This window comes from Achromobacter sp. KK8, from assembly GCF_054188005.1.
Genome location: NZ_CM135178.1, coordinates 5,442,462 through 5,464,878 on the forward strand (window position 1 = coordinate 5,442,462; position 22,417 = coordinate 5,464,878).

Annotated in this window: 24 protein-coding genes; 3 read left to right on the plus strand and 21 right to left on the minus strand. The window is 64.3% G+C overall.

Annotated elements, in window-relative coordinates; genetic code table 11:
• Window positions 1-44: 44 nt before the first annotated feature.
• From ACVN9Z_RS25020 to uvrB, 11 genes are all read right to left on the minus strand, one after another.
• Entirely contained in the window at window positions 45-935 is an 891-nt protein-coding gene (locus ACVN9Z_RS25020) for a methylglyoxal synthase (RefSeq protein ID WP_006386163.1), read from the minus strand.
• Window positions 936-1,038: 103 nt separating this feature from the next.
• Window positions 1,039-1,233 (minus strand): Fe-S cluster assembly protein IscX, encoded by a 195-nt coding sequence (gene iscX, locus ACVN9Z_RS25025; protein ID WP_006386165.1) that lies wholly within the window; start codon window positions 1,231-1,233, stop codon window positions 1,039-1,041.
• Window positions 1,233-1,574, minus strand: coding sequence for an ISC system 2Fe-2S type ferredoxin (gene fdx, locus ACVN9Z_RS25030; protein WP_006386167.1), 342 nt, complete (start codon window positions 1,572-1,574; stop codon window positions 1,233-1,235). Before fdx ends, iscX begins: the two co-directional genes overlap by 1 nt.
• Before the next feature lie 9 nt (window positions 1,575-1,583).
• Complete coding sequence (gene hscA, locus ACVN9Z_RS25035) at window positions 1,584-3,446, minus strand: Fe-S protein assembly chaperone HscA (RefSeq protein WP_238878989.1); 1,863 nt, start codon at window positions 3,444-3,446, stop codon at window positions 1,584-1,586.
• A gap of 65 nt (window positions 3,447-3,511) precedes the next feature.
• Window positions 3,512-4,024 (minus strand): Fe-S protein assembly co-chaperone HscB, encoded by a 513-nt coding sequence (gene hscB, locus ACVN9Z_RS25040; protein ID WP_238878988.1) that lies wholly within the window; start codon window positions 4,022-4,024, stop codon window positions 3,512-3,514.
• A gap of 3 nt (window positions 4,025-4,027) precedes the next feature.
• Window positions 4,028-4,351 (minus strand): iron-sulfur cluster assembly protein IscA, encoded by a 324-nt coding sequence (gene iscA / locus ACVN9Z_RS25045; RefSeq protein ID WP_006386172.1) that lies wholly within the window; start codon window positions 4,349-4,351, stop codon window positions 4,028-4,030.
• Window positions 4,352-4,353: 2 nt separating this feature from the next.
• The gene (gene iscU / locus ACVN9Z_RS25050) at window positions 4,354-4,758 is read right to left on the minus strand and encodes a Fe-S cluster assembly scaffold IscU (protein ID WP_006386173.1); all 405 of its coding nucleotides are present in this window, start codon (window positions 4,756-4,758) and stop codon (window positions 4,354-4,356) included.
• 33 nt (window positions 4,759-4,791) lie between these two features.
• Entirely contained in the window at window positions 4,792-6,003 is a 1,212-nt protein-coding gene (locus ACVN9Z_RS25055; protein WP_238878987.1) for an IscS subfamily cysteine desulfurase, read from the minus strand.
• 18 nt (window positions 6,004-6,021) lie between these two features.
• Entirely contained in the window at window positions 6,022-6,564 is a 543-nt protein-coding gene (iscR, locus tag ACVN9Z_RS25060; protein WP_006386175.1) for a Fe-S cluster assembly transcriptional regulator IscR, read from the minus strand.
• Window positions 6,565-6,756: 192 nt separating this feature from the next.
• Window positions 6,757-7,248 (minus strand): low molecular weight protein-tyrosine-phosphatase, encoded by a 492-nt coding sequence (locus tag ACVN9Z_RS25065; RefSeq protein ID WP_006386176.1) that lies wholly within the window; start codon window positions 7,246-7,248, stop codon window positions 6,757-6,759.
• Window positions 7,249-7,497: 249 nt separating this feature from the next.
• Window positions 7,498-9,537 (minus strand): excinuclease ABC subunit UvrB, encoded by a 2,040-nt coding sequence (gene uvrB, locus ACVN9Z_RS25070; RefSeq protein WP_006386177.1) that lies wholly within the window; start codon window positions 9,535-9,537, stop codon window positions 7,498-7,500.
• 170 nt (window positions 9,538-9,707) lie between these two features.
• Between uvrB and ACVN9Z_RS25075 the strand changes: the two genes are divergently transcribed.
• A complete protein-coding gene (locus ACVN9Z_RS25075; protein WP_006386178.1) occupies window positions 9,708-10,907 on the plus strand; it encodes an amino acid aminotransferase in 1,200 nt (399 codons plus the stop codon).
• A 154-nt stretch (window positions 10,908-11,061) separates the two neighbouring features.
• Window positions 11,062-11,712, plus strand: a complete 651-nt coding sequence (lexA, locus tag ACVN9Z_RS25080; protein ID WP_024069438.1) for a transcriptional repressor LexA — start codon at window positions 11,062-11,064, stop codon at window positions 11,710-11,712.
• Window positions 11,713-11,822: 110 nt separating this feature from the next.
• Here the strand turns inward: lexA and lon are convergent, their stop codons facing one another.
• The 5 genes from lon to loiP all read right to left on the minus strand — a co-directional run bounded on the left by lon (window position 11,823) and on the right by loiP (window position 18,815).
• Window positions 11,823-14,273: an endopeptidase La gene (gene lon, locus ACVN9Z_RS25085; protein WP_020928331.1), complete on the minus strand. Its 2,451-nt coding sequence runs from the start codon at window positions 14,271-14,273 to the stop codon at window positions 11,823-11,825.
• A gap of 250 nt (window positions 14,274-14,523) precedes the next feature.
• Complete coding sequence (gene clpX / locus ACVN9Z_RS25090) at window positions 14,524-15,822, minus strand: ATP-dependent Clp protease ATP-binding subunit ClpX (RefSeq protein WP_006386181.1); 1,299 nt, start codon at window positions 15,820-15,822, stop codon at window positions 14,524-14,526.
• Between the two features lie 101 nt (window positions 15,823-15,923).
• Entirely contained in the window at window positions 15,924-16,577 is a 654-nt protein-coding gene (gene clpP / locus ACVN9Z_RS25095; protein ID WP_006386182.1) for an ATP-dependent Clp endopeptidase proteolytic subunit ClpP, read from the minus strand.
• 4 nt (window positions 16,578-16,581) lie between these two features.
• Window positions 16,582-17,892: a trigger factor gene (gene tig / locus ACVN9Z_RS25100; protein WP_006386183.1), complete on the minus strand. Its 1,311-nt coding sequence runs from the start codon at window positions 17,890-17,892 to the stop codon at window positions 16,582-16,584.
• A 167-nt stretch (window positions 17,893-18,059) separates the two neighbouring features.
• Window positions 18,060-18,815, minus strand: coding sequence for a metalloprotease LoiP (gene loiP, locus ACVN9Z_RS25105; protein ID WP_006386184.1), 756 nt, complete (start codon window positions 18,813-18,815; stop codon window positions 18,060-18,062).
• Between the two features lie 261 nt (window positions 18,816-19,076).
• Here loiP and ACVN9Z_RS25110 point away from each other — a divergent pair, with 261 nt between their 5' ends.
• Complete coding sequence (locus ACVN9Z_RS25110; protein WP_006386185.1) at window positions 19,077-19,622, plus strand: TIGR00645 family protein; 546 nt, start codon at window positions 19,077-19,079, stop codon at window positions 19,620-19,622.
• A gap of 98 nt (window positions 19,623-19,720) precedes the next feature.
• On the opposite strand, the gene ACVN9Z_RS25115 is transcribed toward ACVN9Z_RS25110, so the two are convergent.
• The 5 genes from ACVN9Z_RS25115 to ACVN9Z_RS25135 all read right to left on the minus strand — a co-directional run bounded on the left by ACVN9Z_RS25115 (window position 19,721) and on the right by ACVN9Z_RS25135 (window position 22,390).
• A complete protein-coding gene (locus ACVN9Z_RS25115) occupies window positions 19,721-19,927 on the minus strand; it encodes a cold-shock protein (RefSeq protein ID WP_006225311.1) in 207 nt (68 codons plus the stop codon).
• Between the two features lie 292 nt (window positions 19,928-20,219).
• On the minus strand, window positions 20,220-20,783 hold the full coding sequence (locus ACVN9Z_RS25120; RefSeq protein ID WP_020928332.1) for a DUF924 family protein: 564 nt from the start codon (window positions 20,781-20,783) through the stop codon (window positions 20,220-20,222).
• 224 nt (window positions 20,784-21,007) lie between these two features.
• Window positions 21,008-21,211: a cold-shock protein gene (locus tag ACVN9Z_RS25125; RefSeq protein WP_006220190.1), complete on the minus strand. Its 204-nt coding sequence runs from the start codon at window positions 21,209-21,211 to the stop codon at window positions 21,008-21,010.
• 369 nt (window positions 21,212-21,580) lie between these two features.
• A complete protein-coding gene (locus tag ACVN9Z_RS25130; RefSeq protein WP_006386188.1) occupies window positions 21,581-21,901 on the minus strand; it encodes a hypothetical protein in 321 nt (106 codons plus the stop codon).
• Between the two features lie 90 nt (window positions 21,902-21,991).
• On the minus strand, window positions 21,992-22,390 hold the full coding sequence (locus tag ACVN9Z_RS25135) for a hypothetical protein (RefSeq protein WP_006386189.1): 399 nt from the start codon (window positions 22,388-22,390) through the stop codon (window positions 21,992-21,994).
• Between the last annotated feature and the right edge of the window lie 27 nt (window positions 22,391-22,417).

A 22,417-nucleotide genomic window follows, 5' to 3' on the forward strand; every position in this document is an offset into this window, starting at 1 on the left:
CGGCTCAGCCCTTGCCCCCTGCCCCCGCTCGGCTCCCCGCCGATTCAGCCCCGGCCGGCGCGCAGTTCGACCGCCTTGGCCCAGCGCCGCGCCACCGACGGCGAGGTCGCGCAGGTCGCGGACTCCGTCACGACCCGCACGGCGCGCTCCAGCAGCTGGATATCCGCTTCATGCTGGCGCGCCACGTGCGGATCCTCGAAGAAGATGACGCGCTGGCACTGGTGCTCCAGCACCAGTTCCGCGATCTGCGCGTCGCCGCCCAGCGGCCCGCTCAGGTAGCGATGCACCCACGGCGTATCCTTGGGCCAGCCGCGCGACCACGCCAGCTCGTTCAGGCGGCCGCCGGTGGTGCCGGTGGCCACGCGCCGCGCGAACTGCGACAGCACGTCGAAGTGTTCGGCCGCAAACGCCACCATCTCGTCCTTGAGCGCATCGTGCGCGATCAACGCCAGCGTCTGGCCAGCGTAGTTGAACAGGCGCGATGCCGCCGCATCCGGCGCCAGCCCGGCGTGCACCCGCTCCACCTCCATCCATTCGATGGCGCCCGCGAGCGTCGAGATGAACGGACGGCCATGCGTGATGCACTGGCGCTTGAGCGCCAGCGCCTCGGGGAAGATCGAAGACGGGTCCACCGGATCGATCAGGTAGATCGCGCCGTCGAACGGCGCCTGCCCGTCGCGTCCTTCGGTGACGCGCGCCACCAGCTTCATCAACCCGCCCTCGCGGCCATACGGATAGCGGATCAGGCCGGGATAGCCCTGCAGCATGCCCTCGCGCACGATCGCGTCGTGCGTGCGGCCCACGGTATGCAACTGCACGCCCAGTTCGCGGATGGTGGATGAGCAGGCCCGCAGCCAGGTGAACAAGGCGGCATCGGGCGTTTCGTGGTGCAGTCGGTTGGCGGCCAGGCCAAAGCGCAATTGGGCAGCGGGCATCGGTAGACTCGGATGGCAAGGACAACGAAGAGAGTCTTGATGATACCCCGCCGCCCGCGCCCCCAATGCAAAAACGCTCCCGAAGGAGCGTTTCGCAGAAGGTTCAGTCGGCCTCGTCGATCCAGGCCATCTGGATGGCCTCCAGGATCTTTTCGCCGCTGCGTTCCGGGTCGTCACTGAAGCCGGGCAAGGCCAGCACCCATTCGCGCAGCTGAGTGAAGCGTAGCGTCTTGGGATCGACGTCCGGGTGGGCGTCCGCCAGCGCCTCGGCGATCTGGTAAGTATCGGTCCACTTCATCAATGGCCCTCTTTCGCGTGGTTGATGGTGTACTTGGGGATCTCGATCGTCAGATCGGCATCCTCGACCCGCGCCTGGCAAGACAGGCGCGAGGTCGGCGTCAGGCCCCAGGCCTTGTCCAGCAGGTCCTCTTCGTCATCGGTCGCGTCTTCCAGCGAAGCATAACCCTGCTTGACCACCACGTGACAGGTCGTACACGCGCACGACAGTTCGCAGGCATGCTCGATGTCGATATGGTTGTCCAGCAGGACGCGGCAGATCGACACGCCCTTGGGCGCGTCTTCGATCACGGCGCCCTCGGGGCAGTAGTCGGGATGAGGCAGTACGGTCAGTTTCGGCATAGCGTGTTATCAGGCGATCTCGTCAAGTTTGCGGCCGGCCAGCGCGGCGCGGATGCTGCGGTCCATGCGGCGCGCGGCAAATTCATCGGTCGCGGCCGACAAAGCCTCGACCGCGGCCTTCACCGCGTCCACGTCCTGCGCCTCCTGGGCGCGGCTGGCCGCCTGCAGGCATTCATCGACCCGTTGGCGTTCCTCGGCATTCAGCAGGTCGCCGTCGACAGCCAGCGCGGCCTGCACCGACTCGACCAGTTGGCGCGCTTCCACCTGCTGCTCGCGCAGCATGCGGGCGCGGGCGTCGTTGTCGGCCTGCGCCACGCTGTCGGCCAGCATGCGCGCGACTTCGTCGTCGCTCAGGCCGTACGACGGCTTGACCGACACCGCCGCTTCCACGCCTGTGCTCTGCTCGCGCGCGGTCACGCTCAGCAGTCCGTCGGCATCCACCTGGAACGTCACGCGGATCCGCGCGGCGCCCGCCACCATCGGCGGAATGCCGCGCAGGTCGAAACGCGCCAGCGAACGGCAATCCGACACCAGGTCGCGCTCGCCCTGCAGCACGTGGATGCTCATGGCCGTCTGGCCATCCTTGAAGGTGGTGAATTCCTGCGCGCGCGCCACCGGAATGGTGCTGTTGCGCGGGATCACGCGCTCGACCAGCCCGCCCATGGTTTCCAGGCCGAGCGACAGCGGCGTCACATCCAGCAGCAGCCAGTCTTCGCCCGGCGCGCGGTTGCCGGCCAGCAGATTGGCCTGCAGCGCGGCGCCCAGCGCCACCACCTGGTCCGGATCCAGATCGGTCAGCGGCTCGGTGCCGAACATCTCGCCCACCGCGGCGCGCACCACCGGCATGCGCGTGGCGCCGCCCACCATCACCACGCCGCGCACGTCGGCCGGCTTGAGCGCGGCGTCGCGCAGCGCCTGGCGCGCGCTGTCCAGCGTGCGCTGCACCAGAGGCTGGGCCAGCGCCTCGAACTGCGCGCGGGTCAGCGTGTGATCGATCACCTGGCCATTGGCCAGCGTCAGATTCAGATTGGCCTCCTGCGCGTCCGACAGCGCCTCGCGCGCCGCGCGCGCCGCCATCAGCAGGCCGCGCCGGTCGGCGTGCGTCAGTGCTTTGGCGCCCGCGGCCGCCACCACGTGGTCGACGATGAGCGAATCGAAATCATCGCCGCCCAGCGCGGTATCGCCGCCGGTCGAGATCACTTCGAACACGCCCTGCGTCAATCGCAGGATGGAGATATCGAACGTGCCGCCACCGAGGTCATAGACGGCATACACGCCTTCGGCGGCGTTATCCAGGCCGTAGGCGATCGCCGCGGCGGTCGGCTCGTTCAAGAGGCGCAGCACGTTCAGGCCGGCCAGGCGCGCCGCGTCGCGGGTCGCCTGGCGCTGGGCGTCGTCGAAATAGGCCGGCACCGTGATGACGGCGCCCACCAGGTCATCGCCCAGCACGTCCTCGGCGCGCTGGCGCAGCACCGCCAGGATCTGCGCCGACACTTCCACCGGGCTCAGGTCGCCCTGCGCGGTGCGGATACGCACCATGCCGGGCGCATCCACGAATTCGTAAGGGGCGCGCGTGGCGCGCGCCTCTTCCAGCGAACGGCCCATGAAACGCTTGACCGACACCACCGTGTTCAGCGGGTCCTCGGCTTGCTGCGCCAGGGGTTCACGCCCCGTGGTGACCTTGCCGCCGGGGAAATAGCGCACCGCCGACGGCAGCAGCACGTGGCCCTGCGCATCAGGCAGGACCTCGGCGACGCTGCTGCGCACGGCGGCAACCAGGGAATTGGTGGTGCCCAGGTCGATCCCCACCGCCAGCTTGCGCTGGTGCGGCGCGGGCGATTCGCCGGGCTCGGAAATCTGCAATAAGGCCATGATTGTTTTTTCTACTCAGTAGGCGGCGAAGTCCGGGCGCCCCGCGGCCGGGCCATCCTGGGGGACTAGGAATCGGGGTGGGCCTGGGCCAGCTCCTGCGCCAGCTTCTCCACGAACATCCATTCCCGCACCTTGAGACCCGCCGCGGCGTAGTCGCGCTGTTCGTCCAGCAGGCGCGTCAACGCGGCGCGCATCTGCTGCCGGGCATCCTCCAGCTCGGTCCGCAGCTCGGCCAGCACGCCGGCGTCATTGCGCGCGTCGTCCATCATTTCGCGCCAGGTCATCTGCTGCATCAGGAAAGCCGTGTCCATCGACGTATTGCTCTCGGTCTGCAGATCCACGCCGGCCTGTTCGCACAGGTAGCGCGCCCGCAACAGCGGATCGCGCAACTGGCGATAGGCCTCGTTGGCGCGCGCCGCCCACTGCATGGCCACGCGGCGTTCCGCGGGGCTGGCGGTGGCATAGCGGTCGGGATGCACCTGCGCGGCGACGGTGCGCCACGCCGATTCCAGCGCCTGGGCGTCCAGGTCGAAGCGTGCCGGCAAGCCGAACAGGCTGAAGTGATCGTCTCCAGCCAAGACTTACACCGTGAACGACTCGCCGCAGCCGCAGGTCGCCTTCTCGTTGGGGTTGCGGAACTTGAAACCTTCGTTCAGGCCTTCGCGGGCGTAGTCCAGCTCGGTGCCGTCCAGGTAGGCCAGGCTCTTGGGATCGACGAACACCTTCACGCCGAAGCTCTCGAACACCTGGTCCTCGGGCGCCGCGTCGTCCACATACTCCAGCTTGTAGGCCATGCCGGAACAACCCGTCGTCCTAACGCCGAGGCGCAAGCCGATCCCCTTGCCGCGCTTTTGCAAGTAGCGGCCGATGTGGGTGGCAGCCTGTTGGGTCAGGGTAACGGACATGTTCAGCTCGCAACAGCTTCGGCCGGAACCGAATGCTTTTCCTTGTAGTTCTGCACCGCGGCCTTGATCGCGTCTTCGGCCAGGATCGAGCAGTGCACTTTCACCGGCGGCAGGGCCAGTTCTTCGGCGATCTGCGTGTTACGAATGTTCATGGCTTCGTCCAGCGTCTTGCCCTTGACCCACTCGGTCACGAGCGAGCTGGAGGCGATGGCCGAGCCACAGCCGTAGGTCTTGAAGCGCGCGTCTTCGATGACGCCGGCTTCGTTCACCTTGATCTGCAGCTTCATGACGTCGCCACAGGCAGGGGCGCCGACCATGCCGGTGCCCACCGAGTCGTCCGACTTGTCGAACGAACCGACGTTGCGCGGGTTTTCGTAGTGATCCAGGACTTTGGTGCTGTAAGACATGTTAGTTCTCCACGTATTCTTTGGCTCGGGCGCTCAGTGCGCGGCCCACTGCACGGTATTCAGATCGATGCCTTCCTTGGCCATTTCCCACAGCGGCGACATGTCGCGCAGCTTGCCGACACGGCTCTTGAGCAGTTCGATGGTGTAGTCCACTTCCTGCTCGGTGGTGAAACGGCCCAGCGTGAAGCGGATCGAGCTGTGCGCCAGCTCGTCGTTGCGGCCCAGGGCGCGCAGCACGTAGGAAGGTTCCAGGCTGGCCGAGGTGCAGGCCGAACCGCTGGACACGGCCAGTTCCTTGATCGCCATGATCAGGGACTCGCCTTCGACATAATTGAAGCTGACGTTCAGGTTGTGCGGCACGCGCTGGTCCATGTCGCCGTTGAGGTAGACCTCTTCGATCTGCGACAGGCCGGCCCAGAGGCGATCACGCAGCATGCGGATGCGCTCGTTCTCGGTGCCCATTTCCTCGCGGGCCAGGCGGAAGGATTCGCCCATGCCGACAATCTGGTGCGTGGCCAGCGTGCCCGAACGGAAACCACGTTCATGGCCGCCGCCGTGCATCTGCGCCTCGATGCGCACGCGCGGCTTGCGGCGCACGTACAGCGCGCCGATGCCCTTGGGGCCGTAGGTCTTGTGCGCCGAGAACGACATCAGGTCGACCTTCAGCTTCTGCAGGTCGATCTCGACCTTGCCGGTGGCTTGCGCGGCGTCGACGTGGAAGATGATGCCCTTCTCGCGGCAGATCTCGCCCAGGGTTTCGATATCCTGGATGACGCCGATTTCGTTGTTCACCATCATCACGGACACCAGCACGGTGTCGGGACGCAGCGCCGCCTTGAAGACGTCCAGGTCGATCAGGCCGTTGTCCTTGACGTCCAGGTAGGTCACTTCGAACCCCTGGCGCTCGAGTTCACGACAGGTGTCGAGCACGGCCTTGTGCTCGGTCTTGACGGTGATGATGTGCTTGCCGCGTTCGGCGTAGAAGTTGGCGGCGCCCTTGATCGCCAGGTTGTCGGATTCGGTGGCGCCGGAGGTCCAGACGATCTCGCGCGGATCGGCGTTCACCAGCTTGGCGACTTCCTCGCGGGCACGCTCGACGGCGTCCTCGGACTCCCAGCCAAACGAGTGGCTGCGGGAAGCGGGATTGCCAAAGTTCTCGTACAGCCAGGGCACCATTTTCTCGACGACGCGCGGGTCGACGGGGGTGGTGGCCGAGTAGTCCAGATAGATCGGGCGGGTGGTCATTTCTACAACTCCTACTGCTTATACGGTGGCATTGGCCGCGACGGTGGTGGTCGGGGCATTGGCGGCGGTGTTGGCGCCGCCCACCCGATTCACGCGTACCGCGCACGCCTGGGCTTGATTGTTGGCTTCCTGCAATTGGCGCACGCGCTGCTGATCGACCAGATCCTGCAGCGACACCGAATCCAGGTAATCGACCATCTTGCGATTGAGCGTGGCCCAGAGTTCATGCGTCATGCACTTGCCAGGCTTGCCGTCGTTGCCGCTCGTACAGTCCCGCTTGCCGCCACAGCTGGTGGCGTCCAGCGGCTCGTCCACGGCGAAGATGATGTCGGCCACGGTCACGTTGCGCGCCAGGCGGGCGAGCGAGTAACCGCCGCCGGGGCCGCGCACGCTGTCCACGAGTTCGTGGCGACGCAGTTTCCCGAACAGCTGTTCCAGGTAGGAAAGCGAAATATTCTGACGCTGGCTGATGGCCGCAAGAGTGACCGGGCCGCTATGCTGCCGCATAGCCAGATCGATCATGGCAGTCACGGCGAAACGCCCTTTGGTAGTTAGCCGCATGGTGAATTCCCTGTGATTCGGCAATGGCCGCCGGCGAATCCGGCGGTCAATACCCGAGTAATTGGCTCAAGTATAGCAAATTCCCGAGTAATTTGGTATGGCTCCCGGCTAGAAAAAACCGCGCTGTCGCGCGGTTCTTTTCACTGCCAATTCACCGGGAGCCCCACAGGGCGCCCCGGCGCACAGGAGACCTCAGGCCGCCTGGTATTGGGTAGCGCGCTTGCGGACCAGTTCGAGCACGCCCTGACAGGCGTCTTCGAGGTAGTCCAGCACCTTGCCGAAACCATCGGCGCCGCCATAGTAGGGATCGGGCACGGTGGCTTCTTCGAACTCGTTGGCAAAGCGCATCAGCAGCATCAACTTGTGCTGATAGGCCTTGGGGCACTGCTGCTGCATGGCGGACAGATTGTCCCAGTCCATGGCGAGGATGAGGTCGAAGTCGCGGAAGTCTTCCGCGGTGACCTGGCGGGCCTCGCAGTGCGTGATCTCGTAGCCGCGCTTACGCGCTGCGGCCTGCGCCCGGGCATCAGGCGCCTCGCCGATGTGAAACGCGTGCGTGCCCGCGGAGTCGATGCGAACCACATCGCCCAAACCCGCGTCGTTCACCAAATGGCGAAACACGCCCTCTGCGCTCGGCGAGCGACAGATATTGCCCATGCAAACGAAAAGTACCTTGGTCATCATGGGAGTAAGTGTGCGGGAAAACCCGAGATAAGGCAAGCTTTTTTTGCGCTCAGAGACTCTCTTTAGCGGCGATGCATCCTCGAAAATTTACCCTATAAATCAAATAGTTAAACGCTATATTTAACTTCAGCCCAGGGCCGCGAGCCGCTTCGGTTACGCAAATTCCGGGCCCCGCTTCTGCAACACTTGCCTCATCATCAATTTCAGCAACCCGTCAGCGAAAAGACACATAAAGATACAGCTTTACCCTCATACCGCGCCGTCCAGCAGCACCCGCTGCTTCAAGGCCGTCAGGGCATCGCGAGCGGCCGCGGCCTGCTCGAATTCCAGGTTGCGGGCATGGTCCATCATCAGCTTTTCAAGCCGCTTGATTTCGCGCGCCAGCGCCTTCTCGTCCTTCAGCAATTCGGCCGGCACCGCCGCTTCCAGCGCATCGTGCTGCACCGGGGCCACGATACCGTCGATCAGCTCGCGCACCGCCTTCTGCACGCCGCGCGCGGTAATGCCGTGGTCGGCATTGAATTGCAACTGCTTGGCGCGGCGCCGGCTGGTCTCTTCCATGGCCCGCTGCATCGAATCCGTGATGCGGTCGGCATACAGGATGGCGTGGCCATTCAGGTTGCGGGCGGCCCGGCCGATGGTCTGGATCAGGCTGCGCTCGGAACGCAGGAAACCTTCCTTGTCGGCATCCAGGATGGCCACCAGCGACACTTCCGGGATGTCCAGGCCTTCACGCAGCAGGTTGATGCCCACCAGCACGTCGAACGTGCCCAGGCGCAGGTCGCGGATGATCTCCACCCGCTCGACCGTATCGATGTCCGAGTGCAGGTAGCGCACCCGCACGCCGTGCTCGGTCAGGAAGTCGGTCAGGTCCTCGGCCATGCGCTTGGTCAGCGTGGTGACCAGCACCCGCTCGCCCTGGCTGGTGCGCGCCTTGATCTGGCCCAGCAGGTCGTCGACCTGCGTGCGGGCCGGCAACACCTCGACGATCGGGTCGACCAGGCCGGTGGGACGCACCACCTGCTCGACCACGTTGTCGGCATGCTCTTTTTCGTAGGCCGCCGGCGTGGCCGACACGAACACGCACTGGCGCATGCGGGCCTCGAACTCCTCCAGCTTGAGCGGGCGGTTGTCCAGCGCCGAGGGCAGCCGGAAACCATACTGCACCAGGGTTTCCTTGCGCGAGCGGTCGCCGCGGTACATGGCGCTGAGCTGGCCGATGGTGACGTGGCTTTCGTCGATGAACATCAGCGCGTCGGCGGGCAGGTAGTCGATCAGCGTGGGCGGCGGCTCGCCGGGCGCGGCGCCCGACAGATGGCGCGAGTAGTTCTCGATGCCCTTGCAGAACCCCAGTTCCTGCAGCATTTCCAGGTCGAAGCGGGTGCGCTGCTCCAGGCGCTGGGCTTCCACCAGGTGGCCGTCATCGACGAAGCGCTTGGTGCGCTCGCGCAGCTCTTCCTTGATGGTCTCGATGGCGCGCAGCACGGTGTCGCGCGGCGTCACGTAGTGCGAACCCGGGTAGACGGTGAAGCGCGGCAGCTTCTGGCGAATACGGCCGGTCAGCGGATCGAACAGTTCGAGGCTTTCGATTTCGTCGTCGAACAGCGTCAGGCGCAGCGCCAGCTCGGCGCTTTCCGCGGGGAAGATGTCGATGGTTTCGCCGCGTACCCGGAACACGCCGCGGGTGAACTCGGCGTCGTTGCGGGTGTACTGCATGGCCACCAGCCGCGCCAGGATCTCGCGCCGCGAAATCTGGTCGCCGGCACGCAGGATCAGCACCATCGCGTGGTAGTCGCCGGGGTTGCCGATACCGTAGATGCACGACACGGTGCCCACGATGATGGTGTCGCGCCGTTCCAGCAGGCTCTTGGTGGCCGACAGCCGCATCTGCTCGATGTGTTCATTGATGGACGAATCCTTCTCGATGAACAGGTCGCGCGTCGGCACGTAGGCCTCGGGCTGGTAGTAGTCGTAGTACGAAACGAAGTATTCCACGGCGTTCTTGGGAAAGAACTCGCGCATTTCGGCGTACAGCTGCGCCGCCAGCGTCTTGTTGGGCGCCAGCACCAGCGCCGGCCGCCCGAGCTGGGCGATGACGTTGGCCATGGTGTAGGTCTTGCCCGAACCGGTCACGCCCAGCAGGGTCTGGTACATCAGGCCGTCCTGCACGCCCTGGATCAGTCCCTCTATTGCGCCCGGCTGGTCGCCGGCAGGCGGATAGGGTTGATACAGGTGGAATGGGCTGTCCGGGAAATCGACATACCCCGGGCCGGCCTCCGGAGCCGCCACGGCAGCGCCAGAGGGCCCATCGGTCGCCCCGTCGGTGACCGCGCCAACGGCTGCGGCACCCGCCGCGCTCGGGTCTATTGCGCTCTTAGGCATGCTAGACTGTTCCCAGGGTAAACCCCCCATTATCCACAGCACTTCCGACTGCGTCCACTCACCCTCAGCAGAGTCCCATGAGCACCCTTTTCGATTCCGTCGAACTCGCGCCGCGCGACCCCATTCTTGGCCTGAACGAACAATACAACGCGGACACCCGCCCCGGTAAAGTCAATCTGGGCGTGGGCGTGTACTACGACGACCAGGGCCGGATTCCCCTGCTGGGCGCCGTGCGCAAGGCGGAAATCGCCCGCATCGAGGCCGCCGCCGCCCGCGGCTACCTGCCGATCGAAGGCATCGCTGGCTACAACCAGGGCGCGCAAGCCCTGCTGATCGGCAAGGATTCCCCGCTGGCCGCCGCCGGCCGCGTCCTGACCACCCAGGCCCTGGGCGGCACCGGCGCGCTCAAGATCGGCGCCGACTTCCTGCGCCAGCTGCTGCCGACCTCGAAGGTCCTGATCAGCGACCCCAGCTGGGAAAACCACCGCGCGCTGTTCGAGCGCGCCGGTTTCGAAGTCGGCACCTACGCCTACTACGACGCGGCCACCCGCGGCCTGAACTTCGACGGCATGCTGGCCGCCCTGAAGGCCGCGCCGGCCAACACCGTGGTCGTGCTGCACGCCTGCTGCCACAACCCCACCGGTGTCGACCCCACCTTCGACCAATGGAAGCAGATCGCCGCGGTCGTCAAGGAAAACAAGCTGGTGCCGTTCCTGGACATCGCCTACCAGGGCTTCGGCGAAGGCCTGCATGAAGACGCCGCGGTCGTGCGCCTGTTCGCCGACCTCGACCTGACCATGTTCATCAGCTCGTCGTTCTCGAAGTCGTTCTCGCTGTACGGCGAGCGCGTCGGCGCCCTGACGGTCGTGGCCGGCAGCAAGGACGAAGCCGCCCGCGTGTTGAGCCAGCTCAAGCGCGTCATCCGCACCAACTACTCCAACCCGCCCACCCACGGCGGCACGATCGTCTCCACGGTGCTGAACTCGCCCGAACTGTTCGCCATGTGGGAAGAGGAACTCGGCGCCATGCGCGACCGCATCCGCCTGATGCGCAAGCAGCTGGTCGAGAAGATCAAGGAACACGGCGGCAAGCAGGACTTCAGCTTCGTGCTGCAGCAGCGCGGCATGTTCTCGTACTCGGGCCTGACCTCGGCCCAGGTCGACCGCCTGCGCGAAGAGCACGGCGTCTATGCCGTCTCCAGCGGCCGCATCTGCGTGGCCGCGCTCAACAGCGGCAACATCGACCAGGTGGCCAAGGGCATCGCCGCGGTGCTCTAAGACTCAGCGCCAGCGTCACCCCAAACGGGACCTTCGGGTCCCGTTTTCATTGCCTGTCACAAAACCATGCCCGATCAACGCTTGCTTTTTTGCGTTATGTCCCCCAGAATGCCGCTGTATATATGTACAGTCCGACACCCAACGGATCATCGCCATGGCCAGCAAACTCACTGATCGTCAACAGCAAATCCTGGACCTCATCCGGCAGACCGTCGCGCGCACCGGCTTTCCGCCCACCCGCGCCGAAATCGCCCAGGCCCTGGGATTTCGCTCGCCCAACGCGGCCGAAGACCATCTGAAGGCCCTGGCCCGCAAGGGCGCCATCGAACTCACGGCCGGCGCCTCGCGCGGCATCCGCCTGAAGGACAACTCCCCGACGCCGTCCCAGGCGCCGTTGCCCCTGCCCGGCCTGGCGCAGCTGCTGCTGCCGCTGGTGGGCCGCGTGGCGGCCGGCAGCCCTATCCTGGCCACCGAACACGTCGAACGCGAGATCGGCGTCGATTCCAGCCTGTTCGCCCAGGCGCCGGACTACCTGCTCAAGGTGCGCGGCATGAGCATGCGCGACGCCGGCATCCTCGAAGGCGACCTGCTGGCCGTCAAGAAAGCGTCCGAGGCCCGCAACGGCCAGATCGTCGTGGCCCGGCTGGGCGACGACGTCACCGTCAAGCGCCTACAGCGCCAGAACGGCCGCATCGAACTGCTGCCCGAGAATCCCGACTTCAACGTCATCGTGGTCGAGGCCGACCAGGAATTCGCGCTGGAAGGCATTGCCGTTGGACTGATCCGTCCGCACGCGCTGCACTGATCCTTCCGCCCCAACCTGGCGCCCGCCCGACGGCCGCGCCAAAAAACAAACCCCGCGCAAGCGGGGTTTATTTTTGACGGCGCCCCTCGCGGGGCGCCGTGGGCCGGACATCAGTGCTTGAGCACCGGATCCGTGGAACCCGGTTCGGCCGGCTTGGCGACCAGCGGTTCCTTGACCGCTTCGTCTTCAGCCAGCGGCTCCGGCAGGCGTTCCAGGGCCAGCTCCAACACCTTGTCGATCCAGCGGACCGGCACGATCTCGAGATGGTTCTTGACGTTGTCCGGGATCTCCGCCAAATCCTTGACGTTTTCTTCCGGGATCAAGACCGTCTTGATGCCACCGCGGTGGGCGGCCAGCAGCTTTTCCTTCAGGCCGCCGATCGGCAGGACTTCGCCACGCAGCGTGATCTCGCCGGTCATGGCAACGTCGGCGCGCACCGGGATGCGCGACAGGGCCGACACCATGGCCGTGGTGATCGCGATACCGGCGGACGGACCGTCCTTGGGGGTCGCGCCTTCCGGCACGTGCACGTGCATGTCGTGCTTCTCGAACACGCTGTCGGCAAAGCCCAGGCGACGCGCCCGCGAGCGCACCACGGTGCGGGCCGCCTCGACCGATTCCTTCATCACGTCGCCCAGCGAACCGGTGCGTTGGATCACGCCCTTGCCGGGCATGTCCGCCACTTCGATCGTGAGCAGGTCGCCACCGACTTCCGTCCAGGCCAGGCCGGTCACCTGACCGATCTGGTTTTCCTTTTCGGCCATGCCGAAGGTGTAGCGGCGCACGCCGAGGTAGTCGCTGAGGTTCTCGCCCGTGACGTTGACCGGCTTGAGTTCGAAGGTCTTGCCTTCGGCCTTGGCGCGGTCGCTCTGGGTCAGCAGCTGCTTGATCACCTTGCGGCAGATCTTGCCCACTTCGCGTTCGAGCGCACGCACGCCGGCTTCGCGGGTGTAGTAACGCACGATGTCGCGCAGCGCGCTGTCGTCGACGGTCAGCTCGGTATCCTTGACGCCGTTGTTCTTCATCAGCTTGGGCAGCAGATGGTCGCGGGCGATGTGGATCTTTTCTTCCTCGGTGTAGCCGGACAGGCGGATCACTTCCATCCGGTCCAGCAGGGCCGGCGGAATGTTCAACGTGTTGCTGGTGGCCACGAACATGACGTCCGACAGGTCGAAGTCGACTTCGATGTAGTGGTCCTGGAACGTGTGGTTCTGTTCCGGGTCCAGCACTTCGAGCAGCGCCGACGAGGGATCGCCGCGGAAATCCATGCCCAGCTTGTCGATTTCATCGAGCAGGAACAGGGGATTGCGCACGCCGACCTTCGACATGTTCTGGACGATCTTGCCGGGCATCGAGCCGATGTACGTACGACGGTGGCCGCGGATCTCGGCTTCGTCACGCACGCCGCCCAGGGCCATGCGCACGAACTTGCGGTTCGTGGCCTTGGCGATGGACTGGCCCAGCGAGGTCTTGCCGACCCCCGGAGGACCGACCAGGCACAGGATCGGCGCCTTGACCTTGTCCACGCGCTGTTGCACGGCGAGGTATTCGAGGATGCGTTCCTTCACCTTCTCCAGGCCGTAGTGGTCGTTGTCGAGCACCGTCTCGGCATTGGAGATGGAATTGTTGATCTTGCTCTTCTTCCTCCAGGGGAGATTGATGAGCGTATCGATGTAGTTGCGCACCACGGTGGCTTCGGCCGACATGGGCGACATGAGCTTGAGCTTCTTGAGCTCGGCATCGGCCTTCTTGCGCGCCTCCTTGGGCATGTGCGCGGCGATGATCTTCTTTTCGAGCTCCTCGATGTCGGCGCCCTCTTCGCCTTCGCCCAACTCCTTCTGAATGGCCTTGACCTGCTCATTCAGGTAGTAGTCGCGCTGGCTCTTTTCCATCTGCTTCTTCACGCGGCCGCGGATCCGCTTTTCGACCTGGAGAATGTCGATTTCGGTTTCCAGCTGCGTGAGCAGGCCTTCGAGGCGCTCGGAGGTGCCGACGATCTCGAGCATCTTCTGCTTCTGCTCGAGTTTCAGCGGAAGATGCGCGGCGATCGTGTCGGCCAGGCGGCCGGCGTCATCGATGCCGGCGAGCGAGGTCAGGATCTCCGGGGGGATCTTCTTGTTGAGTTTTACGTATTGCTCGAACTGGGCAACGATCGCGCGGCGCAGGGCCTCGGTCTCGGAGCCCTGGACGGCGTCCGGCTCGATCGGGGTGACCTGGCAGGTGAAGTGCGAATCGGCGTCTTCGATGCTGTTGATGCGGGCGCGCTGGGTGCCCTCGACCAGCACCTTGACGGTGCCGTCGGGCAGCTTGAGCATCTGCAGGATGCCGGCGACGCAGCCGATCTCGTAGACGTCTTCGGGAGTGGGATCATCCTTGCCGGCGGATTTTTGGGCCACCAGCATGATGCTCTTGCCCGCTTCCATCGCAACCTCGAGCGCGCGGATGGAGCGCGGACGGCCGACGAACAGCGGGATGACCATGTGCGGGAACACCACGACGTCGCGCAGCGGCAGCAGGGGAAGGTCGATCGGGTCGGAAGGCAGGGTCTGGCTGGCAGACATAGGAGGTTCCTCGGTATGACTCGGCGTATCGGGGACAGGATGACCGGGTATACCCGGACAGCCCCGTCAGTTACGTCTGTTATGGGAACAATAGCCGAAAATTCAAGATCCCGGCGGCCCGATAAACAAAACGGAAAAAAAATCGGCGGCCGCCATCCCGTTATATTGGACGCACCCTGGGAGTGTGCGTTCAATCAGGCGCCGGAGACAAAAAAACCCGTTACGGAAACGGGTTTTTTTGAAATATCCGTCAGGCTGCGGCGTCGCGAACTTCTCCGCGCTCGGGCTTTTCGGCCGTCCCTTCCTCGTCGGCGTAGATCAGCAGGGGCTTGCCCTCGCCTTCGATCGCGCCTTCGTCGAGCACCACGCGCTTGACGTTGCCTTGCGACGGCAGGTCATACATGGTGTCGAGCAGGGCCTGCTCGATGATGGAGCGCAGGCCGCGGGCGCCGGTCTTGCGCTTGAGCGCCTTGCGGGCGATGGCCTTGAGCGCGGCGGGCCGCACGTCCAGCTCGGCGCCTTCCATGGCGAACAGCTTCTGGAATTGCTTGAGCAGGGCGTTCTTGGGCTCGGTGAGGATCTGCACCAGGGCAGCTTCATCGAGTTCGTCCAGCGTGGCGACCACGGGCAGGCGGCCGACCAGCTCGGGGATCAGGCCGAACTTGATCAGGTCTTCGGGCTCGACTTCCGAGAACAGCTCGCCCACGCCGCGCTCGGACTTGGCGCGCACGGAGGCGGAGAAGCCGATGCCGGACTTTTCGGTGCGGTCGCGGATGACCTTTTCCAGCCCGTCGAAGGCGCCGCCGACGATGAACAGGATGTTGGTCGTGTCGACCTGGACGAAGTCCTGGTTGGGGTGCTTGCGCCCGCCCTGCGGCGGCACCGAGGCCACCGTGCCTTCGATCAGCTTGAGCAGGGCCTGCTGCACGCCCTCGCCCGACACGTCGCGGGTGATGGACGGGTTGTCGGACTTGCGGGAAATCTTGTCGATTTCGTCGATGTAGATGATGGCGCGCTGCGCCTTCTCGACTTCGTAGTTGCAGTTCTGCAGCAACTTCTGAATGATGTTCTCGACGTCTTCACCGACGTAACCGGCTTCGGTCAGCGTGGTGGCGTCTGCCATGACGAACGGCACGTTCAGCATGCGCGCGAGCGTCTGCGCCAGCAACGTCTTGCCCGACCCGGTGGGGCCGATCAGCATGATGTTGCTCTTGGACAACTCCACTTCGTCGCCCTTGATCTCGCCGTGGCGGATGCGCTTGTAGTGGTTGTAGACGGCCACCGCCAGCATGCGCTTGGGCGAGGTCTGCCCGATCACGTACTGGTCGAGGAACGTCTTGATTTCAGCCGGAGTGGGCAGTTCGGAACGAATCGCCGCGCGCGCGGTCGCCTGCGCTTCCTCGCGGATGATGTCGTTGCACAAGTCTATGCATTCATCGCAGATGAATACCGACGGACCCGCGATCAGCTTGCGGACTTCGTGCTGGCTTTTATTGCAAAACGAGCAATGCAGCACTTTTGCGTCTGCCGATCCCTTTTTTTCAGGCATATGTAGTCGTATCTCAGGTAAAGAAGCGCCGGACCGGGTAAAGGGCCCGGCGCCTGCGCTTACTCAAACAAGGCGGCAGCGGATGGGACTCAGCCGGGAAGTCAGCCTTCCGAGCGGGAGGTCATCACCTTGTCCACCAGTCCATACGATACCGCATCTTCGGCGGACATGAAGTTGTCACGTTCCGTGTCCAGGGCGATGCGGTCGATCGACTGGCCGGTATTGTCGGCCAGGATGCGATTGAGACGCTCGCGCAGGTCCAGGATCTCGCGAGCCTGGATCTGGATGTCGGAGGCCTGCCCCTGGGCGCCGCCCGAGGGCTGGTGGATCATGATGCGCGAGTTGGGCAGGGTGAAGCGCTTGCCCTTCTTGCCAGCCGCCAGCAGGAAGGCGCCCATGCTGGCCGCCAGGCCGGTGCACAGGGTCGACACGTCCGGCTTGACGAACTGCATGGTGTCGTAGATGGCCATGCCCGCGTACACCGACCCGCCGGGCGAGTTGATGTACAGGGAAATGTCCTTGTCAGGATTCTCCGATTCCAGGAACAGCAACTGGGCCACGACCAGGTTGGCCGTCGCGTCGTTGACCGGGCCCACCAGGAAGATGAGCCGCTCGCGGAGCAGGCGCGAATAGATGTCGTAGGCGCGTTCGCCGCGCCCCGACTGCTCGATCACCATGGGAATGTAGCCCAGGCCGGTGGGGGTCACCGACGACCCGCCATTCATTGCCGCATAGAAATCGGTGAATCTCTGCATAGTGTTACGCCATCCCCATCAACTGATCGAAAGGCACCTTTTCGTCGGTGACCTTGGCCTTTTCCAGAACGTGCGCGACGACGTTGTCTTCGAGCACGATCGCCTCGATTTCAGCACGACGCTGGCGGTCGGCCAGGTAATAGCTGACAACCTGGGCGGGTTGTTCGTAGTTTTCCGCGAATTCCTCGATGCGGGCGCGGACCTGTTCCGGCTTGGCCTGCAGCTGGGCTTGCTTGACCAGTTCGGACACCAGCAGGCCCAGGCGCACGCGGCGCTCGGATTCGGTCGAGAAGGCCTCGGCCGGGATCGGCACGGACTCGGCGTTCGGCACGCCACGCTGCTTGAGCTCTTCGCGGGCGGCGGCGATGCGGCTTTGCACGTCGTTGTCGACCAGCGCCTTCGGCACGTCGAACTTGCCGGCTTCGACCAGGGCGTCCATCACGCTGGCCTTGGTGCGGCCTTGCGAGCGCACCTTGACTTCGCGTTCGATGTTGCTGCGGATGTCGGCCTTGAGCTTTTCGATGTCGCCTTCGGCCTGGCCGAGCGACTTGGCGAATTCGGCGTTCAGTTCGGGCAGGACGCCTTCGGCCACTTCCTTGACGGTGATGGTGAATTCGGCGGTCTTGCCGGCGACTTCCTTGCCTTGGTAGTCATCGGGGAACTTGAGCGGGAAGACCTTGCTTTCGCCAGCCTTCAGGCCGCGGGCGGCTTCTTCGAATTCCGGCAGCATGCGGCCTTGGCCGAGCACAAAGGGGAAGTCTTCGGCCTTGCCGCCGTCGAACGGCACGCCGTCGATGGTGCCGGCGAAGTCCAGCGTGACGCGGTCGCCGTCTTGCGAGGCGCGGCCTTCACGGGCTTCGAACGTGGCGCGCTGCTTGCGCAGGACGTCCAGGGTCTGCTGCACTTCGGCGTCGGTGACGGCGGTTTCATAGCGGGTCACGGCCAGGGCCGACAGGTCCGGCACGGCGACTTCGGGGTAGACCTCGAACGTGGCGGTGAAGGCCAGCGTGTCTTCGCCGACGCCTTCCGTCTTGGGTTCCAGGTTCGGGGCGCCGGCGACGCGCAGCTTGGCGCCGTCGACGGCTTGTTCGAATGCACGGCCGACCTGGCTGTTGATCACGTCGTAGCGGATGCCGGGGCCATGGCTGCGCTCGAGCATGGCGAGCGGCGCCTTGCCGGGACGAAAGCCAGGGACCTTGGCGGTGCGGGCCACGCGCTTCAACTGCGCCTGGACTTCCTTTTCGACGTCGGCCACCGAGACGGCCAGATCAACACGGCGCTCGAGGCCGGAGAGGGTTTCAACCACAGGCTGCATTAAAAGACCTATTTTCCGAAAGATATGAGATGACGGGCGGATAAACGCGGCATTTTACCGGAAACTTCCGGACCCCTGACGCAAAGGGGCGCGAGCACCCGGATAAGCCCGGATGCTCGCGCCCCGTTTTCCACCCGGAAAGGGCGGCAAATTGCCCGCCAGGGCGCTTACTTGGCCTTGGCGATGCGATCTTCGATGTGCTGCGCGCGCTTGGCCGAGGACGGGTGCGAGCTCATCATATCGCTCTTGCCGCCGTCCAGCTCGGCCAGCTTCTGGAACGCCGTCACCAGGCCGCGGGTGTTCAGCTTCTTGGCCTGCAGCTGGTCGAACGAGTAGTCGTCAGCGGCGCTTTCCTGCGACTGCGAGAACTGCGCGTTGATGAACTTCTCGGTCAGGTCGCCCAGCTGCGACGAGTTCAGGGCGGCGACCGTGGCGCCACCGGCGGCGCCGGCGGCATCGCGCGCGGCCGAGACCGTGTAGGCGGTCTGCATGGCCTTCTTGCTGTGGCCCAGCGCCACGTGGCCGATTTCATGGCCGACCACGCCCAGCACTTCGTCGTCGGTCATCATGTCCATCAGGCCGCTGTAGACGCGGATGCAGCCGTTGGCCATGGCCCAGGCGTTGACGTCCTTGGTGATGTAGACCTTGTAGTTGGCCTTCTGGCCGTTGACGGTGCCGCCCAGCTGCTTGGCGATCTTCTGCAGGCGCACGTCATACTTGCTGCCCGGCGCGGCGATCTTTTCCTGCGAATCGCTCTGCGCGCAAGCCTTGTCGGACAAAGTCTTGATTTCGGCATCGCTCAGGGTGGCGGCCTGCACCACCTTGCTGCCGGCGCCCACCAGTCCCCCGATATCGAGGGCATGCGACGCGGAGTAAGGGGCGAGAGCAACGGCCAGCGCGGCAACGGTGTAGCGGATCTTCATGAAAAAACTCCTCTTGACTGACTCGGGTGCGAGTGAGGCCGCAATTCTATATACGCCCAAAGCTCTCAAACCGTTTCGCCACAGAGTTTCGCAAATGCGAACTTCACTTACACAAAAGGCATGCAAAAGACTCCTTACCGTGGTAAGTACCGCGCCTGCGACGTCAAACCGTCATCAAAAACAAATACCGGCGCAGGCCGGCGTTGTTAGAATTGCCGCCGCAGTTTTTTCCGCACTTCCTCATAACGGCTCGCAACCACCATGACCCCCAACACCCCTCCCCGCCTGGGCCTGCTGCCCAGCCTGATTTTCAGCTCGCGCTGGCTGCAACTGCCGCTTTATCTGGGACTGATCGTCGCCCAGGGCGTTTACGTGATGCTGTTCCTGAAGGAACTGTGGCACCTGCTGACGCATGCCACCAGCTTCGGTGAAATGGAGATCATGCTGCTGGTGCTGGGCCTGATCGACGTGGTGATGATATCGAACCTGCTGGTCATGGTGATCGTGGGCGGCTACGAGACCTTCGTGTCGCGCCTGCGCCTGCAAGGCCATCCGGACCAGCCGGAATGGCTCAGCCACGTCAACGCCAGCGTCCTCAAGGTCAAGCTGGCCATGGCGATCATCGGCATCTCCTCGATCCACCTGCTGCGCACCTTCATCGAGGCCGGCACGCTGGGCACCCCCAATGCGCGCTTCTCGGAGGCGGGCGTGATGTGGCAGACCATCATCCACGCGCTGTTCATCCTGTCCGCGCTGGGCATCGCCCTGGTCGACAAACTGTCGACGCCTTCGCATCCCAAGCATTGAGCGCCCGGCGCGCCGCAGCAAAAAGAAAAGCCCCGACACTCGCGTGCGGGGCTTTTTTCATTGTGGCGCGCCGCCAGGGGCGCGCCACGGACCTGGACTCAGGCGGCCACCTTGATGTTCTTGGCGCTCGGGCCCTTGGGGCCGGTACCGACCTCGAACGTGACCCGTTGGTTTTCCTGCAGCGACTTGTAGCCTTCGCTGCGGATTTCCGAGTAGTGGGCGAACAGATCCTTGCTGCCGTCGTCGGGCATGATGAAGCCATACCCTTTTTCGGCGTTGAACCACTTGACGATGCCGGTTGCCATGGAATTTCCTCGAACCTAAAGAAGCGATTGCTCGCGGGGCGCCAGATGATCAAGGATGGGAGAGGAAAGCAACGCAGCACCACTGACCGCGACAAGTTGAACGCAGACCGCGTCTCTTGAAAATCTCGCTGGACCCAGTGTATTGGCGAACCTCGAAAAACGTCAAATAGACGATCATCGCAAGCGTCGCGCCCTGCCCGCGACGAGGCCGCGATCGCTTTTTTTCAACTCGCCATGCGTCGATACAGGCGGATACGCTCGCGCGCAAGGCATGCCGCGCCGCCGCCCTGCCTCATCCGGCAAAGCCGCCGGCGTCCAGGAACTCCTGCTCGGGCTGCGTCGTCTGCCGGCCCAGCGCGGCGTTGCGATGGGGGAAGCGGCCAAAGCGCTTGATGATGTCGCGATGCAGGACGGCCCAGCGCACCGCGTCGGCGCCCAGCGGTTCCATCAGCGCCACCGCCCGGTTCTGCGCGGCGACGGTTTCCGCATGCTCGAAGGGCATATAGAAAAACTGGCGCAGCGCCGGATCGACGGCCAGATCGTGGCCGGCGGCAATGGCGCGCTCGGCGAACACCAGCGCCAGCGGATCGGTGGCGAACATGTGCGCGGTGCCACGATAGGCGTTGCGAGGATACTGGTCCAGCAGGATCATCAACGCCAGCGCCCCCTCGGGCTCGTCCATCCAGGCATCGAGCTGGCGTGCCGCCGCGGCCATGTGGGCCGGGCCGCAATGCTGGCGGAAGCGCTCATCGAAGGCCGCGTCCTTGGTGAACCACTGCTGCGGCCCGGCGTCGCGCCAGAACGCCACGATGTCCGCCGCGCGCAGGGAAACAGGTTCTTGGCCAGGTTGGGTCATGGAGATCATCCTCGATCGATTGCGGGTGCGGGGTGCGGGTCCGCCGCCAGGCGGGCGGAAGGACGGGGAACTGGCGCAAGGATACCGCGAGCCAGGAACACTGGCAGCGACTGCGGCGGCCCCGCCAAGAGGCCACAGGCGCCGCCGGACAGCAAAAGGGCTCCCTGGTGGGGAGCCCAGATGCAAAAAAGCCCCCGAAGGGGCTTTTCCGAAAAGTCAGAGCCTTACAGGACCTGAATCTTCGTGGCTTGCGGGCCCTTGGGGCCATTGGCCGTCACAAAGCTGACGCGCTGGTTCTCTTCCAGAGACTTGAAGCCCGAGCCCTGAATTTCGGAGAAGTGAGCGAACAGATCCTTACCACCCGCTTCCGGGGTGATGAAGCCATAGCCTTTTTCCGAATTGAACCACTTAACGACGCCGGTTTCCATACTGTATTTCCTAGAGATAATGGGCAAATGCCCGGAGGTCACGAATCAATCAAGGAGGGGACAGTAGAACAATAACGCTGAGCCGGAAAAGGCACGGCACTGAACGAAAATCGCAACGCTTGTGATCGTGTGCCGACACTATCGTTATGTTCCCCTCACAAGTCAACATAATCCTAAAAAATACGTGCCAATAATGCAACAAAGAGAAACTGCGAACAAAATTTACACGTTTTCATAGGCAAAAAGAAGGCCTGCATAGGTGTAAACACCCACGCATCATAAAAAAACAATCAAGGCTTATATAAATGCCATCAAAGGGCGTCGCTCACACATACGCCGTTTGGATGGCACTTTGGTTTGCCGTCAGGCTTACTCTTCGATAGGTAAACCCAACAGATCGAGCGCCGCGTTGAAAGCTTCGGGGCCCGAGCAAAGGAAAACCGCCACGTCGCCGGGATTCATATTCTCCAGGACCTGGTCGATTTGGTCTTGCGCATTATCAACATTGTCGACACCAGCGGCGTGAATGTCCGCGCCGGCTTCGACTTTCTCGCGGGGCACGAGGTCGGCGATCGCCTCGAGATCGTCCATGCCGGTCACGACATAGGCGCTGATGCTCTCGCCATCCAGCGTTGTGTGCAGCTCAACGCCGCCCGCCACGTCGGCAACATGCCGACTCAGTATTTCCATGATCACTCTTCCTAGACTTGCGGGCCGGGCCCGCCTGGGCGCGCCCGCACGGGTGCGCACACGCCCAGGCGCGACTATAACAGCCTTATGCTAAGGCTTCCTGACAGCCGGCCCCAAAGAGCGGCGGGCGGCGCCGGAGGTGGCCGCCACGCTGCGGCTGCGCACACCGGCGGCGGCCAGCGCGGCCAGCAGCGGCTTCTGCGCATCCAGGAAGGCGGCCTTCTCGTCGTCCGCCAACTTGCACAGGAACATCTGCGCCAGCAACTGCGTGCGGCGAGCCTTGCGATTGTCGGCCTCCTGGGCCAGCCAGGCGGCCACCCAGTCGGCGGCCGCCTGCGCGTCGCCCTGGTGCTTGACGTGCCCCAGCAGGTCGAACACGGTGACGCCGGCGATGGCGCCGTCCTCGGCGCGCGTCAGGAAGAGCTTGGCGGCCTGGCCGCTGTAGCCCGGGACCAGGGCAATGCAATCGCGCTCGGCGGGTTTCTTCATGGGTACTGCCTGTATCGGTTATCGGTA